The sequence below is a fragment of the Nocardiopsis sp. TRM 82005 genome (genome assembly GCF_056312425.1).
Genome location: NZ_JBWDTQ010000011.1, coordinates 1 through 17,674 on the forward strand (window position 1 = coordinate 1; position 17,674 = coordinate 17,674).

Consider the following 17,674-nt stretch of genomic DNA (forward strand, 5'->3'; position numbering starts at 1 on the left):
AACAAGTGGCGTCTGCGGGTGATCGAGCGCGACCATCCGGAGCTGTTCATGGAACCCCTACTCGCCGGAGGAGTCGACGTGGGCGCGTGACGTCCTCCGCGCCGCTTTGGCGGGTGCCGGTGTCGGGCCCCGCCGCCTTTTCGGTAAAGCGCACCCGCCTTGTTTACCCCGGGTGAATACCGATAACCCGCTGTCGCGCGCGGATTCCGCACCCGTGTGAATTGGATGGTGGAAGGGGCACCGGGTGTGTTCCCCGGTGGCATGTGTGAACTCCCGTGCCCCGTGCACAGCCCGTTGCCATGACAGGCCCGGTCCGGTGGGTCCGAAGGATCCGCGGGGCTCCCGAAGTCCAGGCAGAGGTCAATATCACCGGTTGTCGGGTACCCCGTGTCAACCCCCGTGATCAGGGCGAAGGTACTCTGAGAAGAGGCCACTAGGGCGCGTTCGGCCACGCGGCCGCACCGAGCTTCGTTCGGCTCTGTCCACTTCTGTGAAGGACGGCCGGGAAGGGGCGGGTGCGGGTGGGCGGTGGACTGCTCAGGGGACCGGTACAGGAGGCGACGCGGTGTCGGGAGGCCCCGGCCGCCGCTCACCACGTCTCAGGGCGATCACGGATTAATCGACAACTGGCAAAGTTTGTAAATCTTCACCCTGCGGTAATTCCGCTCACGTGTGGGTATGTGTTGCATGTCACCTGTTCGTGAATCGGTGAAACTTATATGCTTTTGCTTAACTGTCGTTTAACAAAACAGAACAATAACGAGTGAAGCAGGAACGTGGCGGCGGATCGCCCCGCGTCTGACGCACCTCACGTATCCCCCGCCTGGAAAGGTTGACCTCGGGCATGAGCGAAGACGACAAAGAGCGCACGGTGGAGCTCCACTACGAGGGCGGCGTGCTGAAGCTGCCGGTGTTCACCGGTACCGAGGGTGAGCGCACCATCGAGCTGAAGACCCTGCTGGGGTCGACTGGCATGACGACCCTGGACCCGGGGTTCAGCAACACCGCTTCGTGCAGCTCGAAGATCACCTACATCGACGGGGCCGCCGGGATCCTGCGCTACCGCGGGTATCCGATCGAGGACCTCGCCGTGGGCGCGACCTTCCTGGAGGTCGCCTACCTGGTGATCTACGGCGAGCTGCCCGAGTCGGGCCAGCTCAAGGAGTTCTCCGACAAGCTGCGCGAGAACGCCGACATCCCGGCCGACATGGGCGCGCTCATCGACGCGATGCCCCGCAACGGCCACCCCATGGCACTGATGGCCAGCGCCGTGAACACCCTCGCCGCCTACTACGACGACAGCGTCGACCCCGGTGACGAGGACCAGGTCGAGCTCGCCACGATCCGGCTGTTGGCCAAGCTGCCGACGATCGCGGCGCGCATCTACCGCAACTCCATCGGCGAGAAGCCGATCAACCCGGACAGCTCGCTCGACTACGTCGACAACTTCATCCGGATGACCTTCGGCGACACCCACGCCAACAGCGAGCTCGGCGACCTGTTCAACAAGGCCGTCGGCATGCTGCTGGTCCTGCACGCCGACCACGAGCTGAACTGCTCCACCGCCACGGTGCGCGTCGTCGGTTCCGCCAAGGCCGACATCTACGCCAGCGTCGCCTCGGGCCTCAACGCGCTCTCCGGTCCGTCCCACGGCGGCGCCAACCAGGCCGTGCTGGAGATGCTGGAGCAGATCCGCGACTCGGGCATCTCCATCGAGGACTTCCTGGAGCGGGTCAAGGCCCGCGAAGTGCGCCTCATGGGCTTCGGCCACCGGGTCTACAAGAACTTCGACCCGCGCAGCAAGGAGATCAAGGTTCTGGCCAGCCAGATCCTCGATCGTGACGACAACCCCGACGAGCTGTTCGCGCTCGCTCTCAAGCTTGAGGCCGCGGCGCTCGACGACCCCTACTTCACTGAGCGCAAGCTCTACCCGAACGTCGATTTCTACACCGGCGTCATCTACCGCACCATGGGCTTCCCGAACAACATGTTCACCGCGTTGTTCGCCATCGGCCGCCTGCCCGGCTGGGTCGCCCACTACCGCGAGCAGCTGCACGACCCGGCCTTCCGGATCGCGCGTCCGCGCCAGCACTACATCGGTTCCCCCGAGCGCCGGCTCCCCGGCCAGGAGTAAGCCTCCCGGGGAACACCGAGAGCGCCCGCCCGCGTCACCGACGGGGCGGGCGCTCTCGTGCCGTCTCCGCTTTCTGCTGTTGCACGCGGGACACGGCGGGTACCACCCGTACCAGGACACCGGCGGGCGGCCCCGTCCTCCCCGCATGCTGAGGTCGGCTGTCCTCGGGGTACGACGTCGGGGAACGGACAGGACACGGGTCCGGCAGGGGCCGTGGAGGGAGACGATGATGGTCCGGTACGCATTGTCCGGCGACCTGCTCGACGAACTGAGCCGGCACTGGTGGCTGGTGGTCCTCCGGGGAGTCGCCGCCGTCATCTTCGGCCTGGTCGCGCTGGTCTGGCCGGAGAAGACCCTGGTGGTCCTGGCGGTCGTCTTCGGTGTCTACGCTCTGGCTGACGGCGCCGCTCTGGGATACACGGCCTACCGCGCGTCACCGGACGTTCGCGTCCCGCTCGCCGTGCAGGCGGGCCTCAGCATCGTCATGGGCCTGATCGCGTTGCTCTGGCCGCTCGCGGCGATCATCGCCCTGGTGTTCGTCATCGGTGTCTGGGCAGTGGTCACCGGTGTCGCCGAGATCATCACCGCCATCCGCCTGCGAGCGCACATCAGCTCCGAGTGGCTGCTGATCTTCGTCGGCGCCCTCTCGGTCGTCTTCGGCCTGCTGCTGTGGTTCTGGCCCCTGGAGGGCGCGCAGGCCATCATGTTCGTGATCGCGATGTACGCCGTCATCTTCGGTGCGGTGATGGCCGTGGCCGGGTTCCGCCTCCGCAGCGTCGCCGAAGTCTTCCTGGACCCGGAGGAGGCGGGAGCCCCCGGCGGCCTCCGCGGCTCCGAGGAGCCGGTGGACGAAGAGCCCTCCGGGCCCCACGGAGACCTCCCCGACGACCGCGAGGACCGCGACGACCGCCCGGGCGGCAGGCACCGGGCACCGGACGGCGACGAGGGCCGTCCGGACGGGCCCCGCTGACGAGGAGCGTGCCCCGGCGGTCCTCCCGGCCGCCGGGGACGACCACACGGGCCCTCTCCCCGTCGGACCGTGAGGCGCCGGAACCTCCGGAAAAAGCACCTGCGCGCCGCCGATCGCGTGGGTACCATGGCCCGCATGCACCTCCAGATCTACGGCTGAAGGCAGCCCTCCCCGACGCGAGCCGCGCACCCGCCCCCAGCAGGGCCGGGTGCTCGAAGGCCCTGCCCGTAGACACTGAGATTCTGGAGAAACAGCGATGAACCGTCGCGCCCACATCGCCATGGTCGGCACCCCCACCGTGAGCCACGTCCTGCCCGGCTTGGAGATCATCCGTGAGCTGGTGGACCGGGGCCACCGCGTCACCTACGCCAACGACCCCCTGCTGGCCGACATGATCACCGGCACCGGCGCCGAACTCGTCCCGTACGCCACCGTCCTGCCCACCGGCGACGAGACCTGGCCGGACGACCCGGTCAAGGGGATGGACATCTTCCTGGACGAGGCGATCAACCAGCTGCCCGCCCTGCGCGCGGCCTACGAGAACGACCGCCCCGACCTGTTCCTGTACGACATCTCGGGGTTCGCCTGCCGGATCCTCGGCATCGAGTGGGACGTGCCGTCCGTCCAGCTCTCACCCACCTATGTGGCCTGGGCGGACTACGGCGACACCGTCATGAAGGAGCTCTACGCCCTGCCCGGCGCGAAGGAGCACTACGCCAAGTGCGACGCCTGGCTGGCCGACAACGGTGTCACCGGCCTGGACCACACCTCCTTCCTCGCGCGCCCGGACCGGACGCTGGCGATGATCCCGCGCGAGATGCAGCCGTTCGCCGACACCGTGGCCGACACGGTCACCTTCGTCGGACCCTGCCTCGGGGAGCGGGCCGACCAGGGGGAGTGGACCCGTCCGGCGGAAGCCGAGAACGTCCTGCTGGTGTCGCTGGGATCGGCCTTCACCAACCAGCCGGGGTTCTACCGCGCCTGCCTGGAGGCCTTCGGCGGCCTGCCCGGCTGGCACGTGGTGCTCCAGGTCGGCAAGTACGTGGACCCCGCCGAGCTGGGGGAGGTCCCGGACAACGTCGAGGTCTACACGTGGGTGCCGCAGCTGGCCATCCTGCGCCAGGCCGACGCCTTCGTCACCCATGCCGGCATGGGGGGCTCCAGCGAGGGCCTGTACAGCGGGGTCCCGATGATCGCCGTCCCCCAGGCCGTCGACCAGTTCGACAACGCCGACCGGCTGGAGGGGATCGGCGTCGCCAGGCGGATCGACACCGAGGACGCCACAGCGGACCGGTTGCGCTCGGCGCTGCTGGAACTGACCTCCGACCCCGAGGTCGCCCGGAGGCTGGCCGACATCAGCGCCCGGCTCCAGGCCAGCGGTACCTCCTACGCGGCCGACCTGATCGAGGCGGAGCTGCCCGGCTAGCCGGAGCCCCGCGCCGCGCTCCCGGTGCGCCGCGTCCCCGGACACGGCGCACCGGCCCCTTCCCGAACGCCCCCGGCATCCAGCGGAGGGACCATGGATCACCTCGTCGCCGTCACCGGAGGTCCGGGGTCGGGCAAGACCACCCTGCTCGACCACCTGGCCTCGCTCGGGTACGCGCGCACCACCGAGGCCGGACGGGCGGTCATCCGCGACCAGAGGGAGGTCGGCGGTCGCGGCCTGGCCTGGTGCGACGACGACCTGTTCGCCGAACTCATGCTCTCGTGGGAGATGCGCTCGCACCGCGATGCCGCCGACCTGCCCGGTCCGGTCTTCTGCGACCGGGGCGTGCCCGACCTGGTCGGCTACTTCCTTCTGCGCGGCCTGCCGGTTCCGGAGCACGTCACCGAGGCGGCCCGCCGGTTCCGGTACCACCGCAGGGTGTTCGTCGCACCGCCGTGGCCGGAGATCTTCACCGGTGACACTGAGCGCCACCAGTCCCCGGAGGAAGCCGAGCGCACCCACAGGGCGATGGTCGGGGCCTACACGGCGTGCGGCTACGAGCTGGTGGAACTGCCGCGCGTTCCGGTCGCCGAACGGGTCCGCTTCGTCCTGGCCCATACGCCCCGACCCTCCGCGAGCGCCGACAGGGACAGGTGAGGTTGTGGTCCCTGTGATGGGAGAAAACCTCTGTCGCCTCAAGGTGCCTTTGTTTCACAAACAGGGCATATGTGGCCGTTCGCGGCCGTAAACCGGACTCTCCCTTGTGGTTCCCGCGTGCCGACGCCAGACTCGTGTCTGTGTAAAGGGACATTGAACATCCACACCCGAGGCGGGTGCGGGATCGGGATGCTGGGAGGAACTCGGCAGGTGGCCAGCGCGTCCGGGGCGAGCATGCCTCCCATGAGCTGGGAGGGCATCGACCACGCGCTCAACCGTGTGCGAGGCGAGGCCGACCGGATCGCCCTCAACCTCGCGGACCTGGACGACCACGTCGGTCACCAGCTGCTCCGGTGCGCCGACCTCGTCGGACGCACCCGGCGGCGCTGGGAGTACGCCAGCAGGCACGTCCACGACCTGTGGGCGGTCTACGACGTCTTCCGCCGCATCGTCGACCAGGCACGCGATCTCCGCCTCTCCGGAGGCGAGGGCCCCGACGGCAAAGCCGCCCTGGCCTCCCTGCTCAACGATGCTTCCGTGCCGCTGCCCGCCGGAGGGGTCCCGTTGCACGAGCGCGGGCTGCTCCACACCGACGGAGACTCCGTCACCCTCGCCGACGCCGTCGCCCGCATGTCCGCCGACTACGAGGAGGCCACCGAGGTCATCTCTGCCGTGGAGACGGCCTGGGACGCCCTCCACCCGCGCCTGGCCGAGCTCGACACGATGTGGCAGGAGATCTGTACCCTCTCCGACCTGATCGGACTCGGCGAGAACGAACACGAGTCCCTGCGTGCCGACCTGGCAGCGGTGGGCGCCACCGTGCGGCGCGACCCCCTCTCGCTCGTCGAGGACGGGCGCGTGGACACCTCCTCCACCGAACGGCTGCGCCTGCGGCTGGAACGCGTGCGCGGCGAGCTCCGCGACGCCCTGCGCATGCGCGACTCCTACACCGAGAGCATCGAGCGGCTCAGTTCCGCCATCGACGACGTCGGTGAGGTCCTGACCCGCGCCCGCCGGCTCCGCGAGCAGGTGGTCACCAAGATCTCCTCGCCCCCGGCTGTCGACGTTCCCGACCACGTCCCCGTGCTGCGTGCCGGTATCGCGGACATGGACGCCCTGCGTGCCCGGAGCCGGTGGCGCGAACTCGGCGTACACCTCGGCGAACTACAGCGAGCCGTCCACGATGCCGCCGACGACGCCCGCGAACGCGAGGCCAGCCTCACCGGGCTCCTGGAGCGCCGTGCCGAGCTCCGCGGCCGCCTGGACGCCTACCGGGCCCGCGCGGTCCGGCTCGGACTCGCCGAGGAAGAGCGGCTGACCGAACTCCACCGCACGGCGCACTGGGAGCTGTGGACCGCCCCCTGCGACCTGCGCGCGGCCACGGTGGCACTGGCCTCATACCAACGCACGCTCCAGGGCCTCAGTAAAACCGACACCCATGTGAGTAGAACCACACCGGGAGCGGGCGCGTCAGATGACGAGAGCGAGGGTGGTGTGAGCAGATGACCAAGTGCACGGACTCCGGCTGCCACGGCCTGATCGAGGACGGTTTCTGTGGTGTGTGCGGACGGGCCCCCGTGGGTGCTGGGCTCCCGCAGGCCCCGCCCCCTCCGTCCGCAGCCGCGCCGCCGAGCCCTCCCGGGGTCCGGGACGAGGCACTCGGCCAGTGGCTTCCCTCCGATCCCTCGGCGCGAGACCCCTTCAGCGGCGACCCGGTGCACTCCCATCCCGTCTCAGGCAACGCCAGGCTCTCCGGCCGCTCCGGTCCCGGCAGTATCTCCGGCCCCACGGGCATCGGTGCCAGCAGCGCGGGCATGGGATCCGCCAGCCGCCGCTCCTCGCGCGGCATGCTCGGCATGGGCATGGTCCAGGTGCCCCTGGTCCCCTACCGGGACCCCGCCGAGGCCGTCATGGAGAACCCCGTCGTCTCGGAGAAGAACCGTTTCTGCGGCAACTGCGGTGAGAGGGTGGGCCGTACCCGGGACGACCAGCCAGGCCGCACCGAGGGTTTCTGCCGCAAGTGCGGGACCCAGTTCTCCTTCACCCCCAAACTCTCCGCCAATGACATGGTCGGTGGACAGTACGAGGTGCTCGGCTGCCTGGCCCACGGCGGTCTCGGCTGGATCTATCTGGCCCGTGACCGCAACGTCAACGACCGCTGGGTGGTTCTCAAGGGCCTGCTCAACGCCGGTGACGCAGAGGCGCACAAAGCGGCCGCCGCCGAACGCGCGTTCCTCTCCGAGGTCGAGCACCCCAACATCGTCAAGATCATCAACTTCTCCCAGCACCCCGACCCGCGTACCGGCATCCCCGGCGGCCACATCGTCATGGAGTACGTGGGCGGCAAGTCCCTGCGCGAGCTGCTCATCGAATGCCGCGAGGACGACCCCGAAGCGGTCCTGCCCCTGGGCCAGGTCATCGCCTACGGCCTGGAGGTCCTACGCGCCCTGGGCCATCTGCACGCCAAGAACCTGCTCTACTGCGACTTCAAGCCCGACAACGTCATCCAGAGCGAGGAGCAGATCAAACTCATCGACCTCGGCGGTGTGCGGCGCATGGACGACACCGTCAGCCCCGTCTACACCACCCCCGGCTACCGGGTTCCCGAGGACGAACTGCGCGATCCCGGACCCACCGTCAGCGCCGACCTGTACTCGGTGGGCCGTGCCCTGGCCGTGCTCAGCTTCCGCTTCAGCTTCATGCGCGAGTACCCGCACAGCATCCCACCGCGTGAGACGGTGCCGCTGCTCCAGCGCCACGAGTCCTTCGACCGGCTGCTGCGCCGCTCCACCCACAGCGAGCCCGAACTGCGCTTCCACGACGCCGACGACATGGCCGACCAGCTCACGGGCGTGCTGCGTGAGGTCCTCTCCGACACGGAGGGTGTTCCGTACCCGGCCGCCTCCGCCCTCTTCGGCGGCGAGAACTCCGTCAACGGCCCCGATCTCGGCGCGCACAACGCCGACCGCATGCTCGCCCCGCCCCCGCCCACCGAGGCGGCCGCGCTGCTGCCCGTGCCCCTCATCGACCAGGCCGACCCGGCCGCCCAGCACCTGCGCGGCTTCCAGACGCTCCCACCCGAGGAGCTCGTCCCCGCGCTGCGCTCCATGCCCGCGCCCACTCCCGAGACCCTGTTGATGCTGGTCCGAGCGCTCATCACCGTCGGCCGCCACGGAGAGGCCATGGACACCCTCCAGCAGTTCAGCGAAGCGGTCCCCGGTGACTGGCGCACCATGTGGTACCTGGCGGTGGCCGAACTGAGCACCAGCCAGTTCCGCGAGGCCCGCGGCCACTTCGACGAACTGTACGACCACCTGCCCGGGGAGTCCGCGCCCAAGCTGGGCCTGGCCCTGGCCTGCGAGCGGATCGGCGAACACGGGACCGCCGCCCGACAGTTCCAGACGGTCTGGAACACCGACCACTCCTTCGTCAGCGCCGCGTTCGGCCTGGCCCGCATCCGCCTGGTCCAGGGAAACCGGGCCGAGGCCATCGCCGTCCTGGACACGGTCCCGGAGCTGTCCAGCCTCCACGTCCACGCGCAGACCGCGCTGATCGCGGTGCTCGCGGCCCAGCACCGGGGCGCGGATGCCGCCGACTTCGTGCAGGCGGGACGGCGCCTGGAGCGGGTCGGCCTGGACGGCGAGTCCGCCGACCGCCTGGCCGCCCGGGTCCTGGAGTCGGCCCTGGGCTGGCTCCGCATGGGAGGCAGGGTCCCGAACGGGGAGAGGCTGCTCGACGGCCCACTCACCGAAGAGGGCGTACGAACCAACCTGGAGCGTCGCTACCGCGCTCTGGCCCAGCGCGCCACCGCGCGCTCCGAACGCTATGAACTCATCGACAGGGCCAACTCCCTACGCCCCGTGACACTGCTGTGAGGATCGAGGGAACGGCGATGACCAAGGTGCGGATCTGTCCTGCTTGTTCGGACAGGGTGGCTGCGGGAGACGTCTTCTGCGAGGGGTGCGGTCGCCCCCTGCCCGAGGACGTCATGACCGCGTCCGGGGAGCACCCCGACTCGGTGCCCACGACCCCGCAGGTGAGCATGTCCGGTGCCGTGCCGCCCGGCGCCTCCGACGGGGACGGTTCCGACGGCGGAACACGCCCAGGACTGGTACCGAGCGAGGGTGCCCCCACCGCGCCACAGGTGAGTCTGAAGGCCGAACGGAGTACCGGAGGACCCACGGAGGAGGCGTCCCGGTCCGCCCGTGGCGACTCCGCGACCACACCCTCCCAGGGCGGTGGGCGATCGCTGGGCGACCGGCCGCCGCCCGCCACCGGCGGCGACCCGGGACGGCCCGCCGACCCCGACCTGTGCGCGTGGTGTCCCGGCCGGGTCAGCGGCGGCTACTGCGAGACGTGCGGCTTCCGCCAACCCACCGGTCGCGACCACGTCGAGGTGCGTACGCGCGGCGCCGTCGGCGTCAGTGACCGGGGACTGCGGCACAAGCGCAACGAGGACGCCATGGCGATCCGCGTAATCGAGGCCGACGCCTCTCGCGCGCCCGGCACGATCTGCGCGGTGGTCTGCGACGGGGTCTCCAGCTCACCGCGCTCGGACGAGGCCTCCCGGGTCACCGCCGATACCGGCGCGTCCGTCCTGGCGGAGCAGGTGCGCAAGGGTGTCGACCCCCGCGAGGCCACCGGGGCGGCGATGACCAGGGCGGCCGAGGCGGTCGCCGGTATCGCCGACTCGCCCAGCTCCGCGCCCGCCTGCACCTTCGTGTCCGCGGTGGTCGACCCCGACACGGGCGCGGTCACCGTCGGCTGGGTCGGCGACAGCCGCGCCTACTGGCTCTCCGGGGGCCCCACCGCCAGCGCGTCCGCTCTCCTGACCAAGGACGACTCATGGAGCGAGGCGATGGTGCAGATGGGCGCCCTCTCACGCGAGGAGGCGATGCGTTCGGCCAACGCCCACGCCCTCATCGCGTGGATGGGCGCTGACTCCGGCGAGATCGACGCGCACATCTCCACCGTCACCCCGACCGGTCCCGGCGCCGTCGTTCTGTGCAGCGACGGCCTGTGGAACTACTACCCCGAGGCACAGGCCCTGACCGACGCCGTCCCCGGGGCGGGCGTCAGCCCCCACGACGCCGCCCGCGCCTACGTCAGTCTCGCCCTCCAGGCGGGAGGCAAGGACAACATCACCGTCGTCGTCATTCCCGTGCCCTCAGGGGGTCCCCGTGCCGGACACGACTGACCGCACCGCCGAGCCCGGGTTCCGGATCGAGATCGATCAGAACAGGTTCCTGCCGATCGGTGGGCACGAGGTGCACGCGGTCGTCAGCATCACCTCCGACGGCTCCGTACCGGCGGGGTCGTCGGCGCAAGCGGCCGAGGTCATCATCGTCGACACCTCCGGGTCGATGTACGGGGAGAAGCTCAACGCCGCCAAGCAGGCGGCCCGGGCGGCCGTCGGGGCCCTGCGCGACGGTGTCCACTTCGCGGTGGTCACCGGACACAGCAAGGCCCACGTGCTCTACCCCGAGGCCGGGGCGGGGATGGCGCGGATCGACGCCCGCACGCGCACCGAGGCCCTGGCGGCAATCGGCCGCCTGCGTGCTGACGGCGGCACCCGCATGGGCACCTGGCTGACCCGGGCGGCTGAGCTGTTCGCCACCGTCGGCGTCGGTGTCAAACACGCCATCCTGCTCACCGACGGACAGAACAACGAGATCGACGCGGACTTCGAACGGGCGCTGACCCGGGTCGCCGGCGAGTTCGTGTGCGACTGCCGGGGCGTGGGCACCGACTGGAAGGTCGACGAGCTGCGCCGGATCGACGCCGCCCTGCTCGGCGGCGGCCCCGGCATCATCGCGGACCCCGCGGACATGGCCGCCGACTTCCGGGCGATAACCCAGGCGTCCATGGGCAAGGCCGTCGCCGACGTCGCGCTGCGCCTGTGGACGCCCCAGAACTCAGTGGTGCGCTACGTCAAACAGGTCGCTCCCACGGTGCGGGACCTCACCGGGCGCGCGGTGGAACGCACGCCCCAGGCAGACGACTACCCCACCGGTTCCTGGGGCACCGAGAGCCGTGACTACCACGTGTGCGTCGGGGTGCCGCCGGGCGATCCCGGCCGCCAGCTGCGCGCCGGATGGGTGCGCCTGGTGATCCCCGGCACCGACGGGGACCAGGAGCGGCTCCTCGCTTCGGGCAACATCCTCGCGGAATGGACCTCGGACGAGGCCAGGGTCACGGAGATCAACCCCCGCGTGGCCCACTACACCGGCCAGGCCGAACTGGCGCAGGCCATCCAGGACGGGCTCGCGGCCCGTCGCGACGGCGACGACGACATCGCCACCACGCGGCTCGGCCGCGCCGTCGCACTCGCCCATGAGTCGGGCAACGAGGAGACCGCGAAGCTCCTCGACAGGGTCGTCGACGTGGCCGACCCCGTCACCGGAACCGTCCGGCTCAAGCCCAGCGTCGACAAGGTCGACGAGATGACCTTGGACACCAACTCGACCCGGACCGTACGGACCCGACCCAGGCAGAGCGGGCCGGACACCGGCGGTGCCCCCGTATCCGGGTAGGAGGGACCCATGCCGAGTTGCCCTTCCGGGCACCGCTCCACGGCGACCGACTTCTGCGACGTCTGCGGACTGCGCCTCCATGCCTACTCCCCGGCGGCGCCGCCCCCGGCGCACCGCCACCCGACCCCGCCGACACCGCCCCTGTCCCCGGCGCGGCCCCCCGCGCCGCGCCGCCCGACGAGCGCGCCCAGGGGAGGACCCTGCCCCGAGTGCGGCACCTCCCGGACGGGCCGGTTCTGCGAGGAGTGCGGGTACGACTTCGCCTCACAGTCCGGCGGCCACCAGCGCGGGCACTCCGGGCCGGGAGGCGCCCCGGCCGGGGCGCACTGGCGTGCGATCGTGGCCGCCGACCCCGCGTACTACCAGTACATGGTCGACCAGGGCATGCTCGACCCCGCCCAGATCTCCTTCCCCGCGGGCAACGTGCAGCGCCGGGTGACGCTCACGGGCGACCGGGTGCACATCGGGCGTCGCAGCGCCTCCCGCGGTTTCACCCCGGAGATCGACCTGGGCGGATCCAACGGCGACCCCGCGATATCCCACATCCACGCGGTCCTGATCGCCAAGCCCGGCGACACCTGGGCGCTCCTTGACCCGGGGTCGACCAACGGCACCACGGTCAACGGGACTGCCAACCCCATCGCTCCCAACGTGGAGGTTCCCCTGAATGACAGCGACCGGATCTACGTCGGTGCATGGACCGTCATCATCCTCCAGAGGGGGTGACCCCCGTTGATGCCCCCCAACGAGGAGCGGACCGGCGCGCGCGGCCGGGGCGCCGGTGCCCGACGCTGGCTGGGCACCACTCCGGCTCGGGTGTGGCTGCTGACCTCGGTGTGCGTGGTGGCGATCGCCGGGCTGTTCGGCTCCGCGACCTTCACCCTCAACCAGGCCCGCGACGGTCTCAGCGTGCTCGGGGACGACGCCGGGCCACAGGCCATGACGACCACCGAGCTGTACCTGGCGCTCGCCGACATGGACGCCCTCATGGCCGATGTGCTGCTCATGGGGACCGACCACGACCTCGGATCGGGCCGCGAGGACGCCCTGGAACGGTACGAGAGGAGTCGGGCGCAGGCCAGCGAGGCCCTGCTACAGGCGGCATCGCTGACCGAGGGCGACACCGTGGAGGAGGAGAACATCCGGGCGGTCCTGGACGGGATGGGTGCCTACGAGCAGCTGGCCGCCGAGGCGCGGCTGCTCAACGACGAGGCGCAGGCCCCGCCAGGGCGGGTGGACGGAACCGCCCTGGAGTCGTATCGCCGGGCCACACGGCTGATGCACACGGAGCTGCTGCCCAAGGCGTTCAACCTGGGGCTGGACTCGTCGGCGATCGTGCGCGCCAACCACGAGCAGCGGCAGGAGTCCGTCGGGACCGGCCTGCTCGGGGTGGGCGCGGTCGGTGCGGTGTCGGTCGCCGCGCTGCTCGGCCTCCAGCTGTACCTGCGCGTGCGGTTCCGCAGACGGGTCAACGCTCCGCTGATGGCGGCGACGGCGGGCACGGTCCTGCTCACCGCCGGAGTGGTCCTCGCCCTGTTCACCAGTGGCGGCCACCAGCACGACGCCAAGGAGGAGGGCCTGGACGCGGCCATGGCACTGTCCCGGGCCGGGGCGATCGCCACCGACATGCAGGCGGACGAGAGCCGGTACCTGGTCGACCCGGCCATGGCCGACAACTACCAGCAGGTGTATCTGGAACGGGCGCAGCAGGTGCTGTTTCGTCCCGCCAACAACCTGGAGGCCTATTACGAGGCCGCCGACGGGGTGGCCGCCGCCTACCCGGCGCTGCCCGGCGAGGACGGGACCGACCCCGACGACCCGGGCACGCTCGGTTACCTGGGACAGAGCGCACAGGAAGCGCTGCTGCCAGGCCAGGAGGACGCGCTCGCCGAGGTGCTGGAGTCCTACAGCGCTCTCCAGAACGAGGACCGGGCACTGCGCTCGGCCGCGGAGAACGGCGACCTGGCCGGGGCCATCGACACCCGCATGGGGGTCGCGCACTCCGAGGACGGCGCCTTCCAGGCCTACGAGACCGCGTTGGGGGAGCTGATCGACCTGCACGAGGGCGCGTTCTACGAGGGCATCGAACGCGGTGAAGCGGTGCTCTCCCCCTGGGCGTGGCTGCTGCCCGCCGGCTCACTCCTGCTGCTCGCCCTCGTCGTGCTCGGGGTCCGCCCCCGGCTGGCCGAGTACCGCTGAGTTCGAAGCCGGCGGAAGTCCCCGAGGGACGCTGGAAGCCGCCAGGGACACGAAGAGCACCGAAGATCCCGAGAGCCCCTGAGAGACAAGGAACAGGCCGATGAGGTTTCGCCACCGTCGCACCGCCGCCGCGGCCGCCCTGGCCGCCGCGGCGGTGTCCGGACTGCCCGCCTGCTCGGCGGTGCTGGGCGAGGAGGAGTCGCTGGCCGACGCGACCTCGCTGACCATCGGAGTCAAGGCCGACCAACCCGGACTGGGACTGGACGACGGCAACGGCAACATCACGGGCTTCGACGTGGACGTGGCCCTCTACATCGCTGACAAACTCGGCGTGTCCGCCGAGGACGTGGAGTTCACCGGCATCACCTCCGCCGAGCGCGAGGAGAAGCTGGTCAACGGTGAGGTGGACATGGTCGTGGCCACCTACTCCATCACTCCCGCACGCAAGACCCAGGTCACCTTCGGCGGCCCCTACTACGTGGCCAAGCAGGACGTACTCGTACGCGCTGAGGACACCGACATCAGGGGCGTCCGCGACCTGGAGGGGTTCAGCGTCTGCCAGGGAGAGGGTTCCAACTCCGCCGTACGCATCACCGAGGGCCTCGGTATCGACGTCCAGCAGATGGACGCGCCCAGTTACAGTGCCTGCATCGACTCCCTCCGCGAGGGCAACGTGGACGCCGTCTCCACCGACAACCTCATCCTGGCCGGGTTCTTCGCCGAGGACCCCTCCGCCTTCCGCCTCGTCAACAACCCCTTCACCGACGAGAAGTACGGCGTCGGCCTGCCGTACGGCGACGTGCGCGCCTGCGAGGCCGTCAACAAGGCCGTCAGCGAGATGTACCAGGACGACACCGCCGAGAAGCTTCTGGAGAACTGGTTCGGCGAGACCGATCTCCGGGTGGTGACGAGCGTGCCCCAGTTCGAGGGCTGCAAGTGAGGGGGGACGCGGCCGGGACCGCTAGTGTGCCCTCCAGGCTGCTTCGGGTGTGGTCTGAGCAGGACGTATGGCAGATACTGAGCCCTGTGCAGAGCAACGGGGGGACAAGATAGGAGCTGTCCGTTGACCATCGTCGAGTTCCTGAACGCGCGTCTGGACGAGGACGAACGCGCGTCGAAGGCCGTTCCCGCGGGAACGCGAGGCCGGGACCGGGCGCTGGCGGAGGTCGCGGCCAAGCGCAAGATCGTCCGCGGATACGCCGAAGCCCACCGCGCGAGTATGCGCAGTCTCGAACCGGCCCTGGCCCCCGACACCCACTCCCGCCCCGGCTCCCGACGATTCGCCGACGGCGGTGACACGTGGTCGGAGCTGCTGGCCTGGCGGCTGGCGGTGAAGTACCTGGCAGCGGTCTACCGGGCCCATCCCGACTACGACAGCTCGTGGGAGGCGTAGGGCCCCTCTGCTCCACGCCTTCCACGTCCCCGGGGTGCTCTAGGCGCTGATCCCGCCGTCGACCACCAGGTCGTGCCCGACCGTCGCGCCCGCCTCGTCCGAGGCCAGCCACAGCACCGCTCCGACGACCTCCTCCAGGGCGGCGATCCGGCGGAGGGGGATCGTCGGAGCGAGCCGGGCGGTGCGCTCCTCATCGGTCTCCCCCGGCTGGAGGGACATCGGGGCGTCCACCGCTCCGGGGCTGACCGCGTTGACACGGACACCGTCGCCGATGTGGTCCAGGGCCGCGGTCCGGGTCAGGGAGCTCAGGGCAGCCTTGGACGTCCCGTACGCCGCGAGCCCGGGCATGCGGACGTGCGGGCCGATGTTGGACGAGGTGTTGACGATCGCGCCGCCGCCGCTGTCGCGCATGTGGCGGATCTCGTACCTCATGGCGAGGAACAGGCCCGTGAGATTGACGTCCATCACCCGGCGCCAGGTCCGCGGGTCCAGGTCGGCCAGCGGTGCGGGGCTTCCGAGGACACCGGCGTTGTTGTGGGCCACGTGCAGACCGCCGTGGCGTTCCACCGTGACGTCGACCATGCGCCGGACGTCCTCCTCACGGGTGACGTCGGCGGTGACGTGGTCCGCGCTGCCGCCCTCTCCCCCGATCAGGGACACCGTCTCCTTCAGGGCCGCCTCGTCGGTTCCCGTGACGACCACGGTGGCGCCCTCCCGCGCGAACGCCCGCGCGGTCGCCTGGCCGATCCCCTTGCTGCCGCCCACGACGAGGGCGACGCGTCCATGGAAACGTGAGTTCATGCTTTTCTCCTTCTTGCGGTGTGGCGAGACTGGCGCCGGAACAGGGTGATGGTGGTCAGGGACGCGAGGGCGAAGACCGCCGCGGCGACGCCGAGCGCGGTGCCGTAGCCCCCGGATGACGCGGCGGCCAGGGCGACCAGGGCGGCGAAACCAGCGGTCGGACCGACCTCCATGGCGGTGTTGGTCGCTCCTCCGGCCAGCCCGGCCTGGTCCTCGGGGGTGTCGCGGAGCGCCAGAACGGTCGCCGAGGAAAAGGCCAGACCGCTACCGACGGGCATGGTCAGCAGGCCCGCGACCACCGCCCAGTCCAGCCGCGCGAGCAGCGCGAGGGGCCGGCGGCGGCCAGGGCGAGCCCGGCTGCGAGGACTCCGTACACGGCGAACACGGCCAGCAGCACGGCGCCCGACGCGGACACCGGTACGGAGCCCTGGACGAGCCCGAGACTGAGGGCGGACAACCCGAGCGTGGCCAGCGCGGCGCCCAGCAGGTCCAGGCAGCCGTGACCGGTGGGTCCCTCATCGGTCACCAGGCGGGGAACGGCGACCAGTGCGACGACGGCGACGACGACCAGTACGGCGAGGGCCCAGCGCCACGCCCCCCAGTGCGTGAACACACCCGAGAGCAGTGTGCCAAGGGTGGCGCCGACCCCGGAGAGGCCGCCCCACAGGGAGAGGGCGCGCATCCGGCGGGCGGGGTCGGCCACGATGGAGCGGACCAGGGCCAGGCCGGCAGAGGACGAGTCGAGTTCGGATCGGATCGCGGGCAGGGCGACCGAGGTCACGGTGATACCCGCGATCAGGGCCATCTGGACGCAGCCGAGCAGGGCGAAGGCCAGACCGGGGCGGGTGGTAGCGGTGCCGACGACCGTCATTGCCCCTCTTTTTAAGATCGATCGTTCTACAATATGGGCATGAAAAAGCCCGAGCCCCAGAGCTCGGGCCTACTCAGAGAAGGGCTGACAGGGCCTGTTCGGCGGTGTCGCGCAGCCGGGTGGGGTCGTTGGAGCTCTTCCCGACGACGCGCATGCCCTGGAGGAGGACGAGCAGGAGGCGCGCCAGCGCACGGGGATCGCGCTCCTCGGCCAGCTCGCCCTGGGCGCGTGCCCGGATGAGCGTCGAGGTCAGGGCGGTCTCGATCAGGTTCCAGTTGGCCTCGATCCGGCGGGCGAGCACCGTGTCGTGCGGTGCCATCTCCACGGCGGTGTTCACCACCAGGCAGCCGCGCCGGTCGGTGTCGTTGGCCGCTTCCTCCGCGTAACGCTCCACCAGTGCCCGTACCGCGGGCAGGGCGGGCCCGGGCTGGGACAGCAGGTCCACGAAGTCGACGCCGTTCCTCAGATAGCGGTCGTAGGCCTTGACGTACAGCTCGTGCTTTCCCCCGAAGGTGGAGTACAGGCTGGCCCGGCTGATCCCGAGGTGCTCCACGAGGTCGTTCATGGACGTGGCCTCGTAGCCCTTGCGCCAGAAGAGGTCCACGGCGCGGTCCAGGACGGTGTCCGGGTCGAACTCCTTGGTCCTTGACATGCTGGAAATTCTAACCCTATCTAGAACGATTGGTCAAG

At 70.4% G+C, this 17,674-nt stretch carries 16 protein-coding genes; 12 read left to right on the forward strand and 4 right to left on the reverse strand.

Translation table 11 applies throughout. The features are described from left to right. Positions 1-844: 844 nt before the first annotated feature. The 12 genes from AC0T5L_RS07605 (at position 845) to AC0T5L_RS07660 (ending at position 15,312) form a co-directional block, all read left to right on the forward strand. On the forward strand, positions 845-2,134 hold the full coding sequence (locus AC0T5L_RS07605; protein WP_476164683.1) for a citrate synthase: 1,290 nt from the start codon (positions 845-847) through the stop codon (positions 2,132-2,134). Positions 2,135-2,363: 229 nt separating this feature from the next. Beyond that, positions 2,364-3,104 carry an HdeD family acid-resistance protein gene (locus tag AC0T5L_RS07610; protein ID WP_476164684.1) on the forward strand — a complete coding sequence of 247 codons (741 nt, stop codon included), beginning with the start codon at positions 2,364-2,366 and terminating at the stop codon, positions 3,102-3,104. Between the two features lie 256 nt (positions 3,105-3,360). Further along, complete coding sequence (locus AC0T5L_RS07615; protein ID WP_476164685.1) at positions 3,361-4,530, forward strand: macrolide family glycosyltransferase; 1,170 nt, start codon at positions 3,361-3,363, stop codon at positions 4,528-4,530. A gap of 93 nt (positions 4,531-4,623) precedes the next feature. Continuing rightward, positions 4,624-5,187 (forward strand): AAA family ATPase, encoded by a 564-nt coding sequence (locus tag AC0T5L_RS07620; protein ID WP_476164686.1) that lies wholly within the window; start codon positions 4,624-4,626, stop codon positions 5,185-5,187. A 243-nt stretch (positions 5,188-5,430) separates the two neighbouring features. Further along, complete coding sequence (locus AC0T5L_RS07625) at positions 5,431-6,693, forward strand: hypothetical protein (protein WP_476164687.1); 1,263 nt, start codon at positions 5,431-5,433, stop codon at positions 6,691-6,693. Then, positions 6,690-9,062: a serine/threonine-protein kinase gene (locus tag AC0T5L_RS07630; protein WP_476164688.1), complete on the forward strand. Its 2,373-nt coding sequence runs from the start codon at positions 6,690-6,692 to the stop codon at positions 9,060-9,062. Before AC0T5L_RS07625 ends, AC0T5L_RS07630 begins: the two co-directional genes overlap by 4 nt. 17 nt (positions 9,063-9,079) lie before the next feature. After that, positions 9,080-10,384 (forward strand): PP2C family protein-serine/threonine phosphatase, encoded by a 1,305-nt coding sequence (locus tag AC0T5L_RS07635; protein ID WP_476164689.1) that lies wholly within the window; start codon positions 9,080-9,082, stop codon positions 10,382-10,384. Next, the gene (locus AC0T5L_RS07640) at positions 10,368-11,720 is read left to right on the forward strand and encodes a vWA domain-containing protein (RefSeq protein ID WP_476164690.1); all 1,353 of its coding nucleotides are present in this window, start codon (positions 10,368-10,370) and stop codon (positions 11,718-11,720) included. Before AC0T5L_RS07635 ends, AC0T5L_RS07640 begins: the two co-directional genes overlap by 17 nt. 9 nt (positions 11,721-11,729) lie before the next feature. Further along, positions 11,730-12,446 (forward strand): FHA domain-containing protein, encoded by a 717-nt coding sequence (locus AC0T5L_RS07645; protein WP_476164691.1) that lies wholly within the window; start codon positions 11,730-11,732, stop codon positions 12,444-12,446. Positions 12,447-12,455: 9 nt separating this feature from the next. Next, positions 12,456-13,919 carry a hypothetical protein gene (locus tag AC0T5L_RS07650; protein ID WP_476164692.1) on the forward strand — a complete coding sequence of 488 codons (1,464 nt, stop codon included), beginning with the start codon at positions 12,456-12,458 and terminating at the stop codon, positions 13,917-13,919. Positions 13,920-14,019: 100 nt separating this feature from the next. Next, a complete protein-coding gene (locus AC0T5L_RS07655) occupies positions 14,020-14,859 on the forward strand; it encodes a glutamate ABC transporter substrate-binding protein (RefSeq protein ID WP_476164693.1) in 840 nt (279 codons plus the stop codon). A 123-nt stretch (positions 14,860-14,982) separates the two neighbouring features. After that, entirely contained in the window at positions 14,983-15,312 is a 330-nt protein-coding gene (locus AC0T5L_RS07660; RefSeq protein WP_476164694.1) for a DUF6221 family protein, read from the forward strand. 39 nt (positions 15,313-15,351) lie between these two features. Here AC0T5L_RS07660 and AC0T5L_RS07665 read toward each other — a convergent pair whose 3' ends face one another. The 4 genes from AC0T5L_RS07665 to AC0T5L_RS07680 all read right to left on the reverse strand — a co-directional run bounded on the left by AC0T5L_RS07665 (position 15,352) and on the right by AC0T5L_RS07680 (position 17,636). Continuing rightward, positions 15,352-16,113, reverse strand: coding sequence for an SDR family NAD(P)-dependent oxidoreductase (locus AC0T5L_RS07665; RefSeq protein WP_476164695.1), 762 nt, complete (start codon positions 16,111-16,113; stop codon positions 15,352-15,354). Then, positions 16,110-16,412, reverse strand: coding sequence for a hypothetical protein (locus tag AC0T5L_RS07670; RefSeq protein ID WP_476165004.1), 303 nt, complete (start codon positions 16,410-16,412; stop codon positions 16,110-16,112). Before AC0T5L_RS07670 ends, AC0T5L_RS07665 begins: the two co-directional genes overlap by 4 nt. After that, entirely contained in the window at positions 16,394-16,984 is a 591-nt protein-coding gene (locus tag AC0T5L_RS07675) for an MFS transporter (RefSeq protein WP_476164696.1), read from the reverse strand. The genes AC0T5L_RS07670 and AC0T5L_RS07675 overlap by 19 nt, the downstream gene beginning before the upstream one ends. A 73-nt stretch (positions 16,985-17,057) precedes the next feature. After that, positions 17,058-17,636: a TetR/AcrR family transcriptional regulator gene (locus AC0T5L_RS07680; RefSeq protein WP_476164697.1), complete on the reverse strand. Its 579-nt coding sequence runs from the start codon at positions 17,634-17,636 to the stop codon at positions 17,058-17,060. Positions 17,637-17,674: the final 38 nt, after the last annotated feature.